Source organism: Fulvitalea axinellae (assembly GCF_036492835.1).
GTDB lineage: Bacteria > Bacteroidota > Bacteroidia > Cytophagales > Cyclobacteriaceae > Fulvitalea > Fulvitalea axinellae.
On the sequence record NZ_AP025316.1, the window covers coordinates 355,764 to 373,740 of the forward strand.

General features: G+C 47.4%; 10 protein-coding genes and 1 riboswitch. Of the genes, 6 read left to right on the top strand and 4 right to left on the bottom strand.

All coding sequences use genetic code 11. The annotated features are described in order from the left end of the window. Window positions 1-178 precede the first annotated feature (178 nt). The 3 genes from hutU to AABK39_RS21985 all read right to left on the bottom strand — a co-directional run bounded on the left by hutU (window position 179) and on the right by AABK39_RS21985 (window position 4,032). Window positions 179-1,867: a urocanate hydratase gene (gene hutU / locus AABK39_RS21975; protein ID WP_338395147.1), complete on the bottom strand. Its 1,689-nt coding sequence runs from the start codon at window positions 1,865-1,867 to the stop codon at window positions 179-181. Between the two features lie 142 nt (window positions 1,868-2,009). Beyond that, a complete protein-coding gene (hutH, locus tag AABK39_RS21980; protein WP_338395148.1) occupies window positions 2,010-3,530 on the bottom strand; it encodes a histidine ammonia-lyase in 1,521 nt (506 codons plus the stop codon). Further along, window positions 3,517-4,032: a MarR family winged helix-turn-helix transcriptional regulator gene (locus tag AABK39_RS21985; RefSeq protein WP_338395149.1), complete on the bottom strand. Its 516-nt coding sequence runs from the start codon at window positions 4,030-4,032 to the stop codon at window positions 3,517-3,519. The genes hutH and AABK39_RS21985 overlap by 14 nt, the downstream gene beginning before the upstream one ends. A gap of 230 nt (window positions 4,033-4,262) precedes the next feature. Between AABK39_RS21985 and AABK39_RS21990 the strand changes: the two genes are divergently transcribed. The 6 genes from AABK39_RS21990 to AABK39_RS22015 all read left to right on the top strand — a co-directional run bounded on the left by AABK39_RS21990 (window position 4,263) and on the right by AABK39_RS22015 (window position 16,379). Then, window positions 4,263-4,571 (top strand): DUF4212 domain-containing protein, encoded by a 309-nt coding sequence (locus AABK39_RS21990; RefSeq protein ID WP_338395150.1) that lies wholly within the window; start codon window positions 4,263-4,265, stop codon window positions 4,569-4,571. A 145-nt stretch (window positions 4,572-4,716) separates the two neighbouring features. Next, on the top strand, window positions 4,717-6,408 hold the full coding sequence (locus AABK39_RS21995) for a sodium:solute symporter family protein (protein WP_338395151.1): 1,692 nt from the start codon (window positions 4,717-4,719) through the stop codon (window positions 6,406-6,408). A gap of 313 nt (window positions 6,409-6,721) precedes the next feature. Next, window positions 6,722-7,321 carry a hypothetical protein gene (locus tag AABK39_RS22000; protein ID WP_338395152.1) on the top strand — a complete coding sequence of 200 codons (600 nt, stop codon included), beginning with the start codon at window positions 6,722-6,724 and terminating at the stop codon, window positions 7,319-7,321. 212 nt (window positions 7,322-7,533) lie between these two features. Further along, on the top strand, window positions 7,534-7,965 hold the full coding sequence (locus tag AABK39_RS22005; protein WP_338395153.1) for a hypothetical protein: 432 nt from the start codon (window positions 7,534-7,536) through the stop codon (window positions 7,963-7,965). 289 nt (window positions 7,966-8,254) lie between these two features. Then, window positions 8,255-8,444: riboswitch (cobalamin riboswitch) on the top strand. Between the two features lie 110 nt (window positions 8,445-8,554). Beyond that, the gene (locus AABK39_RS22010; protein ID WP_338395154.1) at window positions 8,555-13,147 is read left to right on the top strand and encodes a DUF4465 domain-containing protein; all 4,593 of its coding nucleotides are present in this window, start codon (window positions 8,555-8,557) and stop codon (window positions 13,145-13,147) included. A 379-nt stretch (window positions 13,148-13,526) separates the two neighbouring features. Then, window positions 13,527-16,379: a glycoside hydrolase family protein gene (locus AABK39_RS22015; RefSeq protein ID WP_338395155.1), complete on the top strand. Its 2,853-nt coding sequence runs from the start codon at window positions 13,527-13,529 to the stop codon at window positions 16,377-16,379. Between the two features lie 120 nt (window positions 16,380-16,499). Here AABK39_RS22015 and AABK39_RS22020 read toward each other — a convergent pair whose 3' ends face one another. Next, a complete protein-coding gene (locus tag AABK39_RS22020; RefSeq protein WP_338395156.1) occupies window positions 16,500-17,960 on the bottom strand; it encodes a sulfatase in 1,461 nt (486 codons plus the stop codon). Window positions 17,961-17,977: the final 17 nt, after the last annotated feature.

A 17,977-nucleotide genomic window follows, 5' to 3' on the forward strand; every position in this document is an offset into this window, starting at 1 on the left:
TATATATCGCCGTCATTTGGTCAAACAGACATGTAAATAGTAGAGATGTTGTCGTCTTGAGGTCATCTAAAGCTAGAGGTGAGTGTAGCCGGCTAATAACCATAAAACCAAAAAGGCTCCCCGTTAGCGGGGAGCCTTTTTCTTTAGAATCGTCAAAGACTATGGTCTTCGAATCGTCTTAGATCTCTAACCCAAAATCCTTACGAACTTCCATAGCCTTGTCATATCCGGCGTCGGCGTGGCGGAAGACGCCCATGGCCGGGTCCGAGTGCAGGACACGGCCTATGCACTTGTCGGCGCGTTCGGTACCGTCGGCCAAAACTACCATGCCGGCGTGTTGCGAATAGCCCATTCCTACGCCACCTCCGTGGTGGAACGAGATCCACGTGGCGCCACCCGTGGCGTTGGCCATCAGGTTGAGCAAAGCCCAGTCCGATACGACGTCCGAACCGTCTTTCATGCCTTCGGTTTCGCGGTTTGGCGAGGCTACGGAACCGCAGTCCAAGTGGTCGCGTCCGATTACGATCGGAGCTTTTAGTTTGCCTTCTCGTACCATCTCGTTAAACTTAAGGCCCGCTTTTTTACGGTCGCCCAAGCCGAGCCAGCAGATGCGTGACGGCAGGCCTTGGAAAGCGACTTTCTCTCTGGCCTCGTCGAGCCAGTGGATCAGGTGCTTGTTGTCGGGGAACAGTTCCCTGAGGGCCTGGTCCGTGGCGTAGATGTCTTCCGGATCGCCGGAAAGTGCCGCCCAGCGGAACGGCCCCATGCCTTCGCAGAAAAGCGGCCGGATATATTCGGGAACGAATCCGTTGAAATCGAACGCGTTAGGTTCTCCGCCCTGTTTGGCGAATTCGCGGAGGTTGTTGCCGTAGTCGAAAGTGACAGCGCCTTGCTTTTGCATTTCCAACATAAAGCCTACGTGGCGAGCCATACTTTTGAGCGAAAGCTCTTTGTAGCGTTCCGGATCTTCGTTGCGGACTTTTTCAACTTCGTCGCCCCTGAGGGTATCGGGCACATAGCCGAATACGGGATCGTGGGCGGAAGTCTGGTCGGTGAGCACGTCCGGGATAATACCGTCCTTAAGCAACAGCTCCAGCGAATCGCCGATATCGGCCACCAAACCTACCGACAGGGCTTCGCCTTTTTCTTTGGCCTCCAACACCCACTGCTTCGCCTCTTCGTACGAGTGTGTCATCTTGTCAAGGTAGCGGGTTTCGATACGCTTCTTTACGCGTTCCGGGTCCACGTCTACGCCCAAATATGCCGCGCCGTTTAGGGTAGCGGCCAATGGCTGGGCTCCGCCCATACCGCCGAGTCCGCCGCTGACTACAAGCTTTTTGCTGAGGCTACCGCCGAAATGTCTGCGGGCGCAGGCGGCGAAGGTCTCGTAAGTACCTTGCAAGATGCCTTGGGTGCCGATATAGATCCAGCTTCCGGCCGTCATCTGGCCGTACATCATCAGGCCTTTTTTCTTCAGTTCCTCAAAGTGTTCCCAATTGGCCCACTTTGGCACCAAGTTACTGTTGGCGATCAGCACGCGGGGCGCTTCGGGGTGGGTTGGGATAATACCCACCGGTTTGCCCGACTGTACCATCAAGCTGTGGTTGTCGTCGAGTTTCATCAGGCACTCGATGATCTTTTCCACCGATTCCCTATTGCGGGCGGCTTGTCCGGTACCTCCGTATACCACCAGGTCGTCGGGGTTTTCGGCCACTTCGGCGTCGAGGTTGTTGAGGAACATTCTCAACGGGGCTTCGGTCTGCCAAGAGAGGGTGTTGAGTTTGTCGCCGTGCGGGGCCTTATAGTGAGGGTGCGCGGCGTATTCGGCCATAAAGGCCTTATATTTTTTTTCAAATTCGTTATTCATGACAGTTATTTTTGTTCGTAGAGACATGGCATGCCTTGTCTCAGCGTGGGGTATTTCAGGTTATGGTTTGTGGATTTTAAATCAAATCGAAATCAATCAAACCGGTTATCCATCCTCGGGTTAGACGAGGCGTGCCATGTCTCTATGGAGTTGTAATATATTGATCCACAATGTTTACCAATTCGCCGTTGGCGACTATTTGGCGACACTGTTCGATATCTTGGGTGTAGATTTTGTCTTTCTCGGATTTGTCTACGCTCTTGCGGACGTGGTCCACGCAAGCTTCCAGTACATCGGTGGTCTTGAGCGGACGACGGAATTCCAGGCCTTGGGTGGCGGCCAATAGCTCGATGGCCTGTATGCGTTCCAGGTTTTGGATTACTTTCAGGGCTTTTCTACCGCTGATCGATCCCATGCTTACGTGGTCTTCCTGCCCCATGGAGGTAGGTACGCTGTCGGCGCTGGCGGGGTAGCAGAGGGTTTTGTTTTCCGTTACCAACGCCGCGGTGGTGTATTGCAGGATCATAAAGCCCGAATCCAGACCTGCGCTTTCCATCAACAGTTTCGGAATGCCCGATTTCCCTTCCATGGAAAGGTAGATGCGGCGGTCGGCGATATTGCCGAGCTCGGCGGCGGCCAAGGCGGCGTAATCCATTACCATGGCTATGGGTTGTCCGTGGAAATTACCACCGCTTACGGTATGGTCGGCGTCGAACACTATCGGGTTGTCCGTTACGGAGTTAAGTTCCGTTTCTATCAGCTCGTTGAGGTGGTTCCAAGCGTTGCGCGAGGCGCCGTGTACCTGCGGAATACAGCGCAGGGAGTAGGGGTCCTGCACGCGGTCGCAGTCGTGGTGGGAAGCCACTATTTCCGACCCTTTGAGCATCTCCGTCATGCGGTGGGCTACATGCAGACAACCTTTGTGCGGACGAATGCGGTGGATTTCTTCGGAGAACGGCATGACCGAACCTTTAAGCGCCTCTACCATCAGAGCGCCGTTGATGTCGGCTTGCTCAAGGCAGTTGTGGAGCTTTTGGGTGATCATTATACCGTGCGAAAGCATAAACTGCGTGCCGTTGATCAGACCGAGGCCTTCTTTGGGACCTAAGTCCAGCGGGGCGATACCGACTTTCCCCAGTACATGCGCCGTGTTTTCTCTTTTTCCTTTGTAAAACACATCGCCAAGTCCCAATAAAGGCAAGAAAGCGTGGGAAAGCGGAGCCAAATCGCCGGAGGCGCCGACGGAGCCTTGTTCGGGCACTACCGGTATTATATCGGATTCGATAAAGAAAATTATGCGTTCCACCGTGCGCAGGCGTACGCCCGAGTAGCCCTTGGCCAAGGCGTGCGCCTTGGTGATCAGCATAAGCTTGGCCAGCTTGGGAGCTATGGGATCACCTACGCCCACGGCGTGGCTCATCAAAAGGTTACGCTGGAGGCGGGTGGTTTCCTCCTTGGAAATATGCGTGGTACATAAGGGGCCAAAGCCCGTGTTGATGCCGTATACGACCCTTTCGCCCTCGACGATGTCTTGGACGTGTCGGGCCGAAGCCTCGATCCTGCGCCGGGTGCCGGCGTCCAAGGCGCCCCGGACACGCCCTTCGGCGATGTCCAGCGCAACCTTGACGGTCAGGCGGTCGGTTCCGTAGTTAAACGTTTTCATTTTGGGTAGATGTTGTTTGTGAGAGCCCTTTTGTTACATTTTCGAAAAGGCTATTATCGGCCAGCATTTTTTCCTCAAGGGCGTTGAGGATGCCGAAGAGTTTGTCGCCGTCGGGTATGTCGGCGATCATCTTGGCCATATGTGCGCGAATGCCTTGCCAAATGGGCTGAATTTTCCGGTTGAGGTAGAGGCCTTTGTCGTTGAGGCTGACAAGCCTTCTCCTGAGGTCGTCCGGATCTTTTTCAATGACTACCAGCCCTTCTTTTTCCAACGCTTTGAGGATTTGGTTAAGCGCCGGATGGCTGATGTCTACGGCTTTGGCGAGCTCGGTGACGGCGTATTGTTCGCCGTCTTTAAGCAGAAAAAATATGGGAAACCAGCTAAGGTCGAAACGGATGCCCTGTGAGGCGTAAATCCTCACCACGTCCTGCTGGAAGCGGGTGGCTATCCGTTTGAGGTAGGTACCGAAAAGCAACTCTCCCTGTTCGCTGTATATCGCCATGCCTTTTTATGTAAGTACCTACGTAATATGGTTTGAGTTTGTGAAATATGCAAGTTAGGAGGTTTTTTTCCTTGCGGATAAGGTGTATGTCTTCTCCGATCAGGACTTGCTTTCCAAAGCTATAAGCGTCGATTTCTTTGTGTTTATTTTAAATTTTTAATAGTTTATATGAATGTTTTTTAGGTATGTGCAGTTGATAATTCATTTTTAAACATTTAAAATTTATTACGATGACGCATGGTTCTAATGACGGAGAAGTCTTGGAAAAGGAAGCCCGGCTTCCGGAGACGGCCGTGTTACGTTCTTATTGGACCGCCAACCTCAGATACTTGGCGGTCTTGCTTGGGGTGTGGTTTGTAGTGTCGTTCGGTTGCGGTATTCTGTTTGTCGATGAGCTGAACGCTGTCCGTATAGGAGGGTTTAAGCTGGGCTTTTGGTTTGCGCAACAAGGGTCTATTTATGTGTTTGTAGCCTTGATTTTTGTGTATGTGTGGCTGATGAACAGGCTGGACCGTAAACATGGGTTGGACGAGGGGTGACGGACTATGAAGGAATCAAAAAAATAAAGTGTAAAAAAGTATTTCCGGCAAAATACGGACAGGTAGGGCAGTGATGTGCGGAGTGATGATGTAGCGCTTGGGTGAGTGTGGATTATTTTTTCGGACACAAAAACTAAGTCGATATATGGATATTCAAGACTGGACTTACCTGATTGTCGGGACGACATTCATGATATATATGGGCATCGCCATTTGGAGCAGGGCGGGTTCCACCAAAGATTTTTATGTGGCCGGCGGAGGCGTGTCGCCTTTGGCCAACGGTATGGCCACCGCCGCCGATTGGATGTCGGCGGCCTCGTTCATTTCCATGGCGGGGCTGATCTCGTTTATGGGGTACGACGGGTCGGTGTACCTGATGGGCTGGACGGGAGGATATGTGCTTTTGGCCCTGTTGCTGGCGCCGTACTTGCGGAAATTCGGGAAATTTACGGTACCTGACTTTATCGGTGACCGCTACTACTCGCAGACGGCCCGGCTGGTGGCGGTGATTTGCGCCATAGTTGTGTCGTTTACTTATGTGGCGGGGCAGATGCGTGGCGTGGGCGTGGTGTTCAGCCGTTTTTTGGAAGTGGATATCGAAACGGGCGTTATGATAGGAATGGGCTTGGTGTTTTTTTACGCCGTTTTGGGCGGAATGAAAGGCATTACCTATACGCAGGTGGCGCAGTACTGTATTCTGATTTTCGCTTTTATGGTTCCGGCCATATTTATAAGCCTTCAGCTCACGGGCAATATCATTCCGCAGTTGGGCTTCGGGTCCACATTGGAGGGGACGGACGTTTACCTACTTGACCGTCTCGATGGGCTTTCGGAGGAACTGGGTTTTGCAGCCTATACTTCCGGCCAGAAATCGATGACGGACGTATTTGCCATAACGGCTGCTTTAATGTTGGGTACTGCCGGTTTGCCACATGTAATTGTTCGTTTCTTTACCGTGCCAAAGGTGCGTGACGCCAGGGTTTCTGCGGGTTACGCGTTGGTTTTTATCGCAATCTTATATACCACGGCGCCGGCTATCGCGGCGTTCGCCAGAACAAATCTTATCCAGACCGTTAGCGAAAAAAATTATGATGAGGTGCCGGCGTGGTTTGGCAAGTGGGAAGAGACGGGCTTGATTGGTTTCGAAGACAAAAACGCTGACGGCAAGATCCAATACTTGGCCGATGCCGGCGCCAATGAGCTGACTATAGACCGTGATATTATGGTGCTGGCCAACCCCGAGATCGCCAATCTGCCGGATTGGGTAATTGCCTTAGTGGCGGCGGGAGGTTTGGCCGCGGCATTGTCCACTGCGGCGGGACTATTGTTGGTAATATCCACGGCGGTGTCGCATGATTTGCTGAAAAAGCAATTAATGCCGAGGATATCGGAGCGTCATGAATTGGCGGCCGCCCGGACGGCCTCGGCTGTGGCCGTGGCTATAGCCGGGTATTTCGGAATCAACCCACCCGACTTTGTGGCCGCTGTGGTGGCTTTGGCCTTTGGTTTGGCGGCGTCCACATTTTTCCCCGCCATTATTCTGGGAATATTCTATAAGAGAATGAATAAAGAAGGTGCCGTGGCGGGTATGTTGGCCGGGCTGGGGCTGATGGTGTTTTATATTTTACGCTTTAAGTTCGGTATGTTTGGCCCTACCACACCCGAAGATTGGTGGTACGGTATTTCGCCCGAAGGTTTCGGCAGCGTAGCCATGTTAGCTAATTTGATCGTTTCGGTAGCGGTTTGTTCGTTTACCGCCCCTCCGCCACAGGATGTTTGCGAAATTGTGGAGAATATCCGTTATCCTAAGGGAGCCGGTGAGGCTGTGGAACATTGATGGAAACACATTAGGCTGAACGGTATTGCTTTGGGAATCTCTGTGATTGGACCCGTTTTCTACGCTTGTAGAGATCGGGTCTTTTTTAAATATGCGTCATTTATTTTATTGAAAAACATTAATGAGGCTTTGGCTATGCATCGCTAAGTATAGCTTTTCTGTTTATCAATTATATGAAATGATTTTATTGATGTTTTAATATATTGTGCCTTATTCCTGAGAACAGATTCTTTTTTGGAAAGATTGCCAGTATTTAATTTTAAACTCTGTTTCGGCAGGTTCTCAGAATTTGTGTAGCTATATAACTTAAGTAATGAAAGTAAATATTAGAAGGTATATCGGAGAAGGGGCATTGATAGTTTTTAGTGTTTTGTTTGCGTTGTTTATTAACCAGACTTTTGAAGATTACCGTATCCGCAAAAAGAAAGATATAGCGAAGGAAAGCATACTTAAGGAAATAAAGAGAAATCAAGAAACCCTTAATCAATGGAAGACGACGCACGCGGGATTCAGCAAAAGAATTAAGGATATGCATGAAGGGCGTGCGGACAGTCTTAAGGTTGCTCTTTTTAAAGGTGGTTTTCTAAATATAGGGGTGTTAACAAATGGAAAATCATTTGCGAATGATTTTCTGTCTATGACGGCTTGGGAATCGGCGAGGACTACGGGTATAATAACTGAGTTTGATTATGAGACTATAGAAATGCTTACGGAAGTTTATACCGTACAGGATTTATTGGTAAATAAAACGCTTATGGGGCTTTTGGATTCGTATTTTGATCCTAATACCCATAATCTTGAGAATAAAGACAGAACGATGATGCATTTCAGAGTGCGTATAATGGAACTGACGAGTCAAGAACAATTTATGGGGAGGGTGTATAAGAACGCGATAAAACGTTTAGAGGAATAACTGAATTTTATTAGCCATGAGGTTGGCTTATTTATAGGACTAGTGTCGGCTCAATTTTGCGATATTTGATTACACTGGCTGAAAAGATTTTTAGGAATGGATATCAGTGCGCAGTTTTTCTTCAGCGCTTTGGGAGCGTTTAACGGAGCGGACTACAGTAAAAATAGAAAATGAGACTTATTAATAATAGATTCACGTCTTTCTTGAAAAGGATGCTTAAGCCTTTTGTTGCGCCTGTTTTTGCAATCGTATTGTTTTTCACGATTGTCCATGAAACTCCCGAGGAAAAAAAAGAAGCGATTCTTAAGTGTTACAAAGAGTGGGAATTTACTTCGTTATGTGGAGAGGTGATAGAAAAAGGAAATACACATGGAATTTATTATAAAATTAAATGTACAGATGGTGAAATTAAACGGGTAAGTGGAGTTTCAATGCCCGTAACATCGACTTCATTGAAATCCGAGTTAATCTTGGGAGATTCGGTCATAAAAAGATCAGGAGAGGATTTCTGTTGGATTATTCGAAAAGGAAAAATATCCAAAATCCAATTTCTGAAAGAGATTAATGACAATATTCAGAAAGGTATTTATGAAAAAACAATTTGGGTAAACCGAGATGAGGTCAAGGTCTCTTGTGACAAATAGAGATCCTATTGTTTACCTAAAGAGACGACCATTTTATGTTACTAAGACTTTTAAAAGCAATGGGCTGGTGCCATTAGGGTTTCCAGTTTTCGGGCTAGAACAGGTCAGTTATCAATATCCAGCGACCCGCCTTTCGCGATTCACGGAAGGCGGGTTTGTTTTTCTGGTCTTATCCAAGTGTTCTTTTTCGATTGAAAAGGAAGAGAACATATTGCATTGAACTAGCCATCACGCATAAAAAACATATAAATTATTCTTCATGGTTTTGCGTAACAAATAGAATAAAGCCGTTACCTTTGCGCCGGATTGGTTTTTATGCCTTGAAGGTATAGAACTAAGAGGGAATCCGGTGAAAATCCGGAACAGAACCCGCTGCGGTAATCCCCTTTTAATGTCCTTAGCACATGCCACTGGATTTCTCCGGGAAGGCGCTTGGGATTGGGGTAAGTCCGAAGACCTGCCGTCCGCTATCGATAACTTTTGCCTTCGGGAGTTAAGGCGAACGGGTATTTTTTTAGCGAAGGTCTCGTTTCCTTTTCTGGATTTGCCCTTTTTTCTCTCCCGGGCAATTTTTTCAAAACATCTATCCATGAAGATCTTTACAAAATACCAAAGCCTCGCTTTGATTGTCTTTTGGGCGTTTATTGTCCAAAATGCGTTCGGGTTAAACGCTACAGAGGCAGAACCTATTATTATGAAAGCCGGTAGCCAGACCGTGCAAGTGTCTGGGCCTGTGTTGTTTTATGATGACGGTGGTTCCAACGGAAAATATTCCAACGGATTCAATGGGCAAATTACTTTCACTCCCGCCACAAGTGGCCAGAATATCAAGATCGATTTCAAAGAGTTCAAACTGGGAACTTTCGGCTACGACGTTATGAAAATCTACCATGGGGCCGAAGTGAATGATGATGCGTTAGTGGGCGAATTCAATACTGACAAAAAAGCCGGACTGATAAAGTCAACCGCTACCGATGGCTCGTTGACTGTGGTTTTTAAAGGCGCCGGTTGGGGAGACACTTATCTTGACCAAGGCTGGAAAGCAGAGGTAAGTGCGTTTACGCCATCGCCTGTCGCCTTCAAGGACGCTGTGGTTTCACAAGAATTTCCGAAGTATGTCACTAAAGGTCAAAAAGGTGTGAAGCTTTTTAAGGCTACGCTAAACTTTAGCGGTGAATCGGGCTCGTTGGTTCTGGACAAACTTAATTTTTCGGCTACGGGAAGTACGAACACTTCAAGCGTGACCGAAGCCCGTCTTTATATTTCGGATAAAGAGGATGGATTTGATGACGCTACCCTTTTTGGAGAGACTGTGAACCCGTTCGCCGAAACATTTTCCTTTTCAGGAAACGTAGAGATCAAGGCCGAAGGGCAACGTTATTTCTGGCTTGTATGCGACATTTCGGCCGATGCGTCATACGGTGACAAAATAGACGTCTCGCTTGTTTCACTGAAATTTGGGGATAAAACCGTAGCTATTGAAAACGGCATGGCCGAAGGATTCCGTGAAGTTGCGCCCGGTATGAAAGGCGTGTATACGCTTGATAAAAGTAACGGCGATTTCACCACTTTCAAAGAACTGGTAGAAGCTTTGGAAGCCCGTGGCTTGGAAGGTCCGGTGACCGTTAATGTCGCTTCTGGGGAGTATGAGGAGTTTGTAGTTTTGCCGGAAATTAAAGGCGCATCCGCTCAGAATACGCTTACAATCCGTTCGGCTACGGGCAAAGCGAGAGATGTAAAAATCATTAATAAAGACGCCAGCGCCGACGCCGACGGACTTTTTATTATTCACGGCGCCGACTTCCTTACGCTTGAATACCTCACTTTTGAAAGCGTATTGTCTGATCTGAAAGCCGTCGTGTTTATGGACAATGTCAGCTGCGACAATGTCTTTCGTAATAATGTGGTTAAAGCTCCTTTGACTGTGGATTACTCAAAGGACATTGGCCTGTTGGAGACAAAAGCCATTAACGAAGAAGGAAAAAACAACGATCGCTTTCTCTTGGAAAACAACAAATTTATAGGCGGATATATTGGTCTTGATTTGGGCGGAACGGGCTATGTCAAACTTACTAAAGAAACTGGACACAGAATCATAAACAACCGTTTTGAGAACCAGGGATCCAAATCGATTTATTTGAATAATCAGGACGGGGCCCTTGTGGAGAATAATTATATTTTCAATAACGCTTCTACAAAACGTGGATTTCAGGGAATGGACCTGTACCGTTGTATTGGTAACTCGGTAATTCGGGGCAACAGGGTTGTTCTTGAAACAAAAAATGAGGCTATAGGTGTGGAAATGCGACCTGTTTCGGGTTCGGAAACATCACCAGCCAAATTTTATAATAATATGGTTTCGTTGAAATCGGTAAACGCTTCTTCCGTTGGCGTTTTGCTTGATGACAAATGCGAGTACCTTACCCTCGCTCATAACACGGTTCACATTTATGGAGATACCGAAGGCACGGCATTAAAAGTGGAAGGCAGAAGTAATGAAGCGCCGGTAAAAACCTTTGGTATTAATAATATCTGGAATACCGTATCGGGCACGGCTGTTTGGCTTTATAGAGACGTGTTCGCTGATGATTTCCGTTTTGAAAATAACGCCGTAAACGGTAGTGTCGCTATTGCGAAAATAGGTGATACGGAACATAAAACTATTGGCGAATGGAACGCTTTGTCTAATGTGGAATCCAATATTTCCGAAACTATCGAGTTTGTATCCGATAAAAATCTGCAACTGATGAAAACCGGAAACCTGCAGAACGGAAAACAAGCGACGGGTATCGGTAAAGATATTCACGGCGATTCACGGGCCGATATACCTACCATAGGCGCTGATGAGTACAGGACGCCAGACTTTAACGCTCCTGAATTCACGGAAGCATTTCCTGCCGTTACGGCGGAGGCTTGGAATTTGGTGATCGCCGATGTGAAATCTACGGAAAATGCCAATCTGTTTGTAGGCGTTTTGGAAAAAGGGGCGGAAGCTCCCACGTCAGAGGAATTGAAATCTAAAAACGGTTTTGTTTTCGCAATCACTGAGGAACTTACGGCAAATATTGAAGCCAATGTGGAGTTAAATACTCTTTCCCAAAATACGGAATATGATATTTATTTTCTGCTTGAGGATTATTCAAGAAATAAATCCGACGTGGTAAAGAGAACTGTCAAAACGCCTTTCAAACCTACCCAAGTCAGTGATTTTGAAACTGAAGCGATAAAGGACGGCGATCTTTTGTCGCAAGGAACTTCGACATTCAGAAATATAACGGTTAAAACCGAAAACCCGGATAATAAGAAAAATACCTATGCCTCAATAGCCCAAAACCAAACGGCTACGGTCCGCTTTACTAACACTGTTGACGGGATTAAGTGCAAAGGTTTTTATTATAAAGGAGGAGCCGTTGAGCTGGCCGTCGTTTCGAAATCGGGAACGTCGGAAAAGGAAAGCCTGCCGGCCATCGATTCTTGGACATTTGTGGATATTCGCAAGAAAGGAGATATTCTGGGATTTGATTTGACGACCGCTGATGTGGTGGTGGATATTGACGGAATTCACGGACTTCCTCCGGTTCTGACATTAGTTAAACTGGAGACTATCCGTGTAAGCAAAGGCGAGACAATAAACGTTTCACCTGAGGTTACAGGTGGGTTTAAGCCTTATGTTTATTCGTGGAAAAAGCTCTCCGATAATACCGTTTTCGAGACATCAGGCCTTGGAGACAGTCCAGAGCGCACCGAAATTTACAAACTGACGGTTACCGGCGATGAGGGTGCGGTGGTTTCGCAATATTTGAGAGCGGAAGTTAGCCGTGAAAGAGAAAGGACCAGTTTTGAGGAATTAGTGTTGGCAAAAGAAAGCTTCTGGCGTGGCAATCCCGGAGCTACCGGCTATACCCAAGGATTTGTAAGTGGCGGTTATCACTTTTCGAATACTTATATCGAAAACATCAACACTTGGGGCGGTTTTTCTTATTCCAATAAAACGAATAAGGACGAGTCCGGAGGATTGAATAATCAGTTCACTTCCGTAACCGGAAAAGGTGCTCTTGATACGGATAATTATGTAGTGGCTTATACCATCGGCGACCCGTGCGAGATGAAAGTGACGCATTCGCCTGACGGTGACCAGATAGCCGGTATGTATGTCACGAATAACACTTACGCTTTAAACTCAATGCTTAACGGCGATCAATTTGCCGAGGATAAGTTTGGAGGTGATTCGGGAGACGAACCCGATTGGTTCAAACTGGAAGCGGAAGGTTTTGATTCAAATGGAAAAAGTACAGGAAAGGCAGAATTCTATCTCGCGGATTTTCGTTTTGAGAATAATGAAAAGGATTATATCGTAAAGGATTGGCGATGGTTCGATCTTAGTGGATTGGGCAAAGTCAGTAAAGTAAGGTTCCGCCTCACGTCTTCAGATACGGGTAAGAACGGAATGAATACCCCTGCGTATTTTTGCATGGATGAGGTGAATAAGCTGGAACAAAAAATCGATTTCCCGGAACCTTCGGCGCTTACCTATGGCGATATGGTGGAGCTTCCCGTCAACTCTTCCGCCAATAAAGTCCTTACGTTTTCTTCGTCTGACCCAAGTATTTTGGAAATCGTAAACGGAAAAGCGACTATTAAAAAGGCGGGTACGGTTACGGTTACCGCCAGCCAAGCCGGTGACAAGGATTATCTGCCGGCAACTGAAGTAACCCGTAATTTTAGTATCGATAAAGCTACGCTTACGGTGTTTGTAGAGAAATTCGAAAAACCCAATATCGACTACCATTTTGAAGGATTCGTTTATGACGAAGACGTTAGCGCGCTTAGTGGCCAGCTCACTTACGGTTATGATGATTCCAACGACCTGTTTTTCTCCGGCTTCACATCCGATAATTATGATATCGCATATAATACGGAAGGATTGACAGTAATCACGGGTATCGGTTCCGATACGCGGATAGCCTTATATCCGAATCCCGCTACGGAATTTATCCGTCTTAATATACCCGAAGGGCAATATAGCCTGAAGGTTTATGACCGTGCGGGCAATACCGTATTTGAGAGTTCCGACTATTCTGCCGATAGTAAACTGGATGTTCAGAGCCTTACTACAGGGATATATATACTGAAAGCGCAGAATCAGAAAAACACATTTGCTCTCAGATTTTCTGTGAGATAAATTATTATTTGTCAATCAGTAACGATTGATAATTTTTTGAAATAGGTATTATAATCGAATTGTTAGGTATTAACAAAATCAAGAAAGAGATAGGCGTAGTCCTGTCTCTTTTTTTGTTACCGATAATCATAGGTTAAATGTTTTGAAAGGGTGAATCCAAAATATTAATCCATAAGATAAAGTATCGCCAAGCAGTCGCATTATTCTAGACACTTTACTTTGTACTATTTAGAGTGGCAAATGGAGGGGAAGATATTAAGATGCCGTCTTTTGGATAAGGACTACAGCGAAGAATATGCGCGCGACAGGGAATCGGCCGATGTTTTTCGGTTGAATTTTTTGATTCTTGGCCTAGTCCGTTTTGACATGATTTATAGTAATGGATTTTTATTTCACCGGCATGTACAGAATAGCGAGTTTAGTTTTTATAATATGTTTTGGCTTTGGGGCTGGAGCCTTTGGGCAATCCGGCAAGGATATTCAGCGTATCCGAAAAGAGGCTCTGGAAGCTTTTAAGCCTAGGTTTACGGTTTTTTATCGGACTTCGAATCCCAAAATGTCGCTCCGTCCCAGCAAATATGTGGACGGTTATGGTATCCCGACTTGGATGTCTACCCAAGGCGACGAAAACCTAAGGGACGGCGGAAGGAGCGCCAGTCATTACGGTGACGGTTTCGATTCCAGAATATTGGAAGCCAAGATGGATAAGCGTACGGCTAACAGCTATCTGTCGGCCAAGGGCGTGGATGTTAAAGGGAAAGTACGAACCGAAGATGGAACGGTTTATTGGACTTTCCCGGAACATGAGTTGTTCCGGTTGGAAGCTAAAGTGTCTGAAAACGAGGACGGAACTTTGGGCTTGAGGTTTAAGCTTCACCCCAAAAAGGACGGTTACTACTCGGTGGCGTATACAGGCGCACCGTCTTATGCGCTTAAGGCCGTGGACGAGATTTGGCAACCGATGATTTGGAGCGAGAAGCGGTTTCCGAATGGTCCGCATATGACGTTGGCATTCCGGGCGCCTTTACCGACGACACTGGTTGAGCGAAAGGGCATAACATACGGCGTTTTGGCCCATCCCGACGAGTTTCCTTTTGATCCTTTGCCTACGGTGTCGAACAGCAGGTTTGGCATAGCGGTCCGAAACGCCGAAGGAAAGGCGCAGGCCCAACTGTTCGCCCCGGTGATGGGCGGTACGGGTTCGAAGATGGCCAAAGGCGAGGATTTCGAATTCTCCGTTGTATTGGCCGCTCTTCCGGGAGATTTGACTGAGGCTTATGAGAGCCTGGCCCGTAACCATTACGGTTTTAGGGATTATAGGCGCAACAGTATTTCCTCGCTCAACAAGACGCTGGACCGTATGGTCAATTACGCCAATTCATCGTTTAGCCAGTTTGTCGATTCTCTGAAAGGTTTCGGTTATTCCACCGACGTGCCGGGCGCTGTGAAAAACGTTTCGAGTCTGAACGCTTTGGAAATGGCCATGGTGCAGGACAATCCCGATATGTTTTGGGAAAAGGCGTATCCGATGGTGGAGTATATGCTGTCAAGGGAAAAATTTCTGTTTAGCCTGGATCCGAAACAAAAGAACCAACACCCGTCGAGGCGGTTGCTTGGGCCTGTGGCGCCGGTATCTGAGTTGGTGGCTTTGCATGATATCTTCGGCGGGGAAAACCCGTTTCTGATTCAGATGGCCGAAGAGAACTTTTTGAAAACAAGGGTTAAAAACCTGGATGTGGCCGAGCGCGAGGATAACTGGATTAACGCGCTGTTCCTTTATAAATCGACCAAAGACGAGAAATATCTGACGAAAGCGAAATCAGGTGCCGACCAATACCTTAGGAATAGAGTGGAAAGAAAGCAAACCGATTTTAATGACGAATACGGCAAGAGTTTCTTTTTTTGGATCGACTTTACCAACCGGTGGATAGAACTGGTGGAACTTTATGAACTGACGGGCGAAGAGCGTTATCTGGAAGCCGCCCGTGAAGGCGCGCGGCGCTACGCGCTGATGTGTTGGATGGCTCCGAAAATACCCGAAGGCGATATTTTGGTAAACAAAGGAGGGAAAGCCCCGGCCTATTGGTATTTGAAATCGAAAGGGCATGAGCAGATGAGCGTACCGGAAACCAATGTACCGGCTTGGCGTATGTCGGAGATTGGCCTTACTTCGGAATCGTCGGGAACATGCTCCGGACACCGGGCTGTTTTTATGGCCAACTTCGCCCCGTGGATGTTGCGTTTGGGCAAATATTGCAATGATGATTTCCTGATGGAGATCGCCAAGGCGGCGGTAATCGGTCGTTATCGCAACTTTCCGGGTTATCATATCAACACCGCCCGCACAAACGCCTATGAGTCGGCGGACTATCCGCTTAGGGCGCACAAAAAGCTGAGCGTAAATTCGTTCCACTATAACCATATTCTTCCGATGGCCTCTATGCTTTTGGATTATCTGGTGACGGACGTATGGGCCAGGTCCAATGGTGAGATCAGTTTCCCGTCGACCTATATCGAGGGTTACGCCTATATGAAAAACAAGTTTTACGGACATGAGGAAGGGCGGTTTTATTCCGAAAAAGGTGTACGCCTCTGGATGCCGGAAGGACTTTTGGAAATCGATAATGTTGAGCTGAATTATATAGCGGGACGTAAAGAAGGCAAACTGTTTTTGGCCTTTAGCAACCAAAGTCCGGAGGACGTAAAAACTACCGTAAGGATCAACCCCGTATTGGTGCGCCATCTGGAAAAAAGTGGCTATACCGTATACACGGACAATAAATTGACACAAGAGAAGAAGAGTCTGGGCCGCGCCGGCTTTACGGTAAACGTGAAAGCGAAGGGCCTAACGGCTATAGTGATCGAAGGTGTGGATTTCAAATCGGAATTGCAGAACAAACTATCTCAAGAAACAAACCTGACGGCGGACAACACCGAGTATAAATCCTTGGAATTTGGCGGAGCGAAAGCCATGCTTTTCAAATTGGGCGGATTTGCCCCGAGAGCCTATATCTACCTCAGCGATGACGATAGCCAGTACTCTTCCGTGAATTTGCATTATAAAAAGCCAAACGGAAAAACCGTGACGATCAAAGACGCTATCTACCCCTTTGAATTTACGGTGGAATTGGATACCGAGTCTCCCGTTCCCGAGTTTTGGTTTAGCGCTACGGATAAAGCTGGTAAGCGTGACGTTTCTAAGAAGTTTTCTTTTGGTGGTGTGGTGAATTGATTGTCTCTTCAAAAAATATTTATGATAAAGGGATTCGCTGTGACAATAGCCCTTTAAAAACAGTAGCCCCTTTTAATGAGGGGCTATTGTTAGTTGCTGAATATCGAGATTATTATTTCCTTAAAGCCCCTTAACAGCCTCTTTCCGTTCTTGCACTTTACGGATAAAGTAATCGTTGACTTTAAAATTAGTATACACCGATAATTCGGCCTGCTGGGCGGGGATATGCTTTTCCAGCCTTTTAAGCGTTTGGGCGTAGTCGGGTTCTTGGGCTACGTTTTTCCACTCGTTCGGATCTTTTTTGTGATCGTAGAGTTCGGAAGAGCCGTCTTCGTAGCGGATGAGTTTGTAACGCTCGTCAGTTATGGCTGTGTTGCCTTTTCCGTAAGAGGTTATGGCTACGTGGTTCCAATTTTTGCTTTTCGGTTTTTTCAATAAAGGAACCAGTGAATGCCCTTCGTTTTGCCTGTTCTCCGGAAGTCCGCAGAGTTCTACCAGAGTGGGGTACATGTCGAGGAGCTGTACCGGTTTGTCGGATGTCGCTCCATGTTTTGCCTGTCTAGGGGCTTTGAATATCAGTACTGTTTTGGTGTCGAGGTTCCAAAGGGCTTGTTTGGCGAAGCGGTTTTTCTCTCCCAAATGGTAGCCGTGGTCCGACCAAAGTACCACAATTGTATTGTCGGCGTAGGGGCTTTCCTCCAGCGCGTCGAGGACTTTGCCGATTTGAGCGTCCACAAAGCTGATGCAGGCCAGGTAGGCTTGGACGGCTTTTTTCCATTGGCCTTCCTTTTTCATCCACTCGGTGGTGGGCATCATCGGCACGTCGGCTACGCGCCTGCCGAACGGAGGCACGTCTTCTTGATCGTTTTTCAGATATGGCGGAACGATCACCTTGTCGAGCGGAAACCGGTCGAACCATTTTTGGGGAACGTACCAGGGCACGTGCGGACGTACGAAGCCAACGCCCAAAAAGAACGGTTTCTCATGACTTTCCCGAAGCTTGGCAGTTGCCCAGCGGGCGGATTTGAAATCCGGCATTTGTTCGTCCTTTTCCGGAAAGGCTCCCCAGTCCGTTTGGGTGTTGCCCTTTTTATCTTCGAACCAAGCGGGGTTATAATTGAAACGCTTAGCGGGTTTTGGACCGAATTTTTCAAAAACGCCACCATATTCCTGAAAGGCGCCGGCCTTGTCGCCATTGTGGAAAAGCTTGCCCACAGCCATGGTTTTGTAGCCGTTTTGCTCAAAATATTCCGGCAGGAAAGTGGACGGTGCCGCGCTTCCTTTTTGAATGTCCTTGTCGTTGAGTTGCAGGTAATTTCCGGAAGTGGCGGGTTGTAAACCGGTCATAATGGACGCTCTGGAAGGTCCGCAAATCGGGGCTTGGCAGTGTGCGTTCCGGAATAAGACTCCACTTTTGGCAAGCCGATCGATATTTGGCGTGTGAGCCTGCGGGTGCCCTTTCATTACGCCAATCCAATCGTTCAGGTCGTCCACGGCGATAAACAAAACGTTCGGTCGTTTCTGTGCCCATACAGTGGCGGGAAACAGCAGGGCGAAAAAAGTCAGAATTTTTCTTATCATCTTTTAGTGAGTATTGG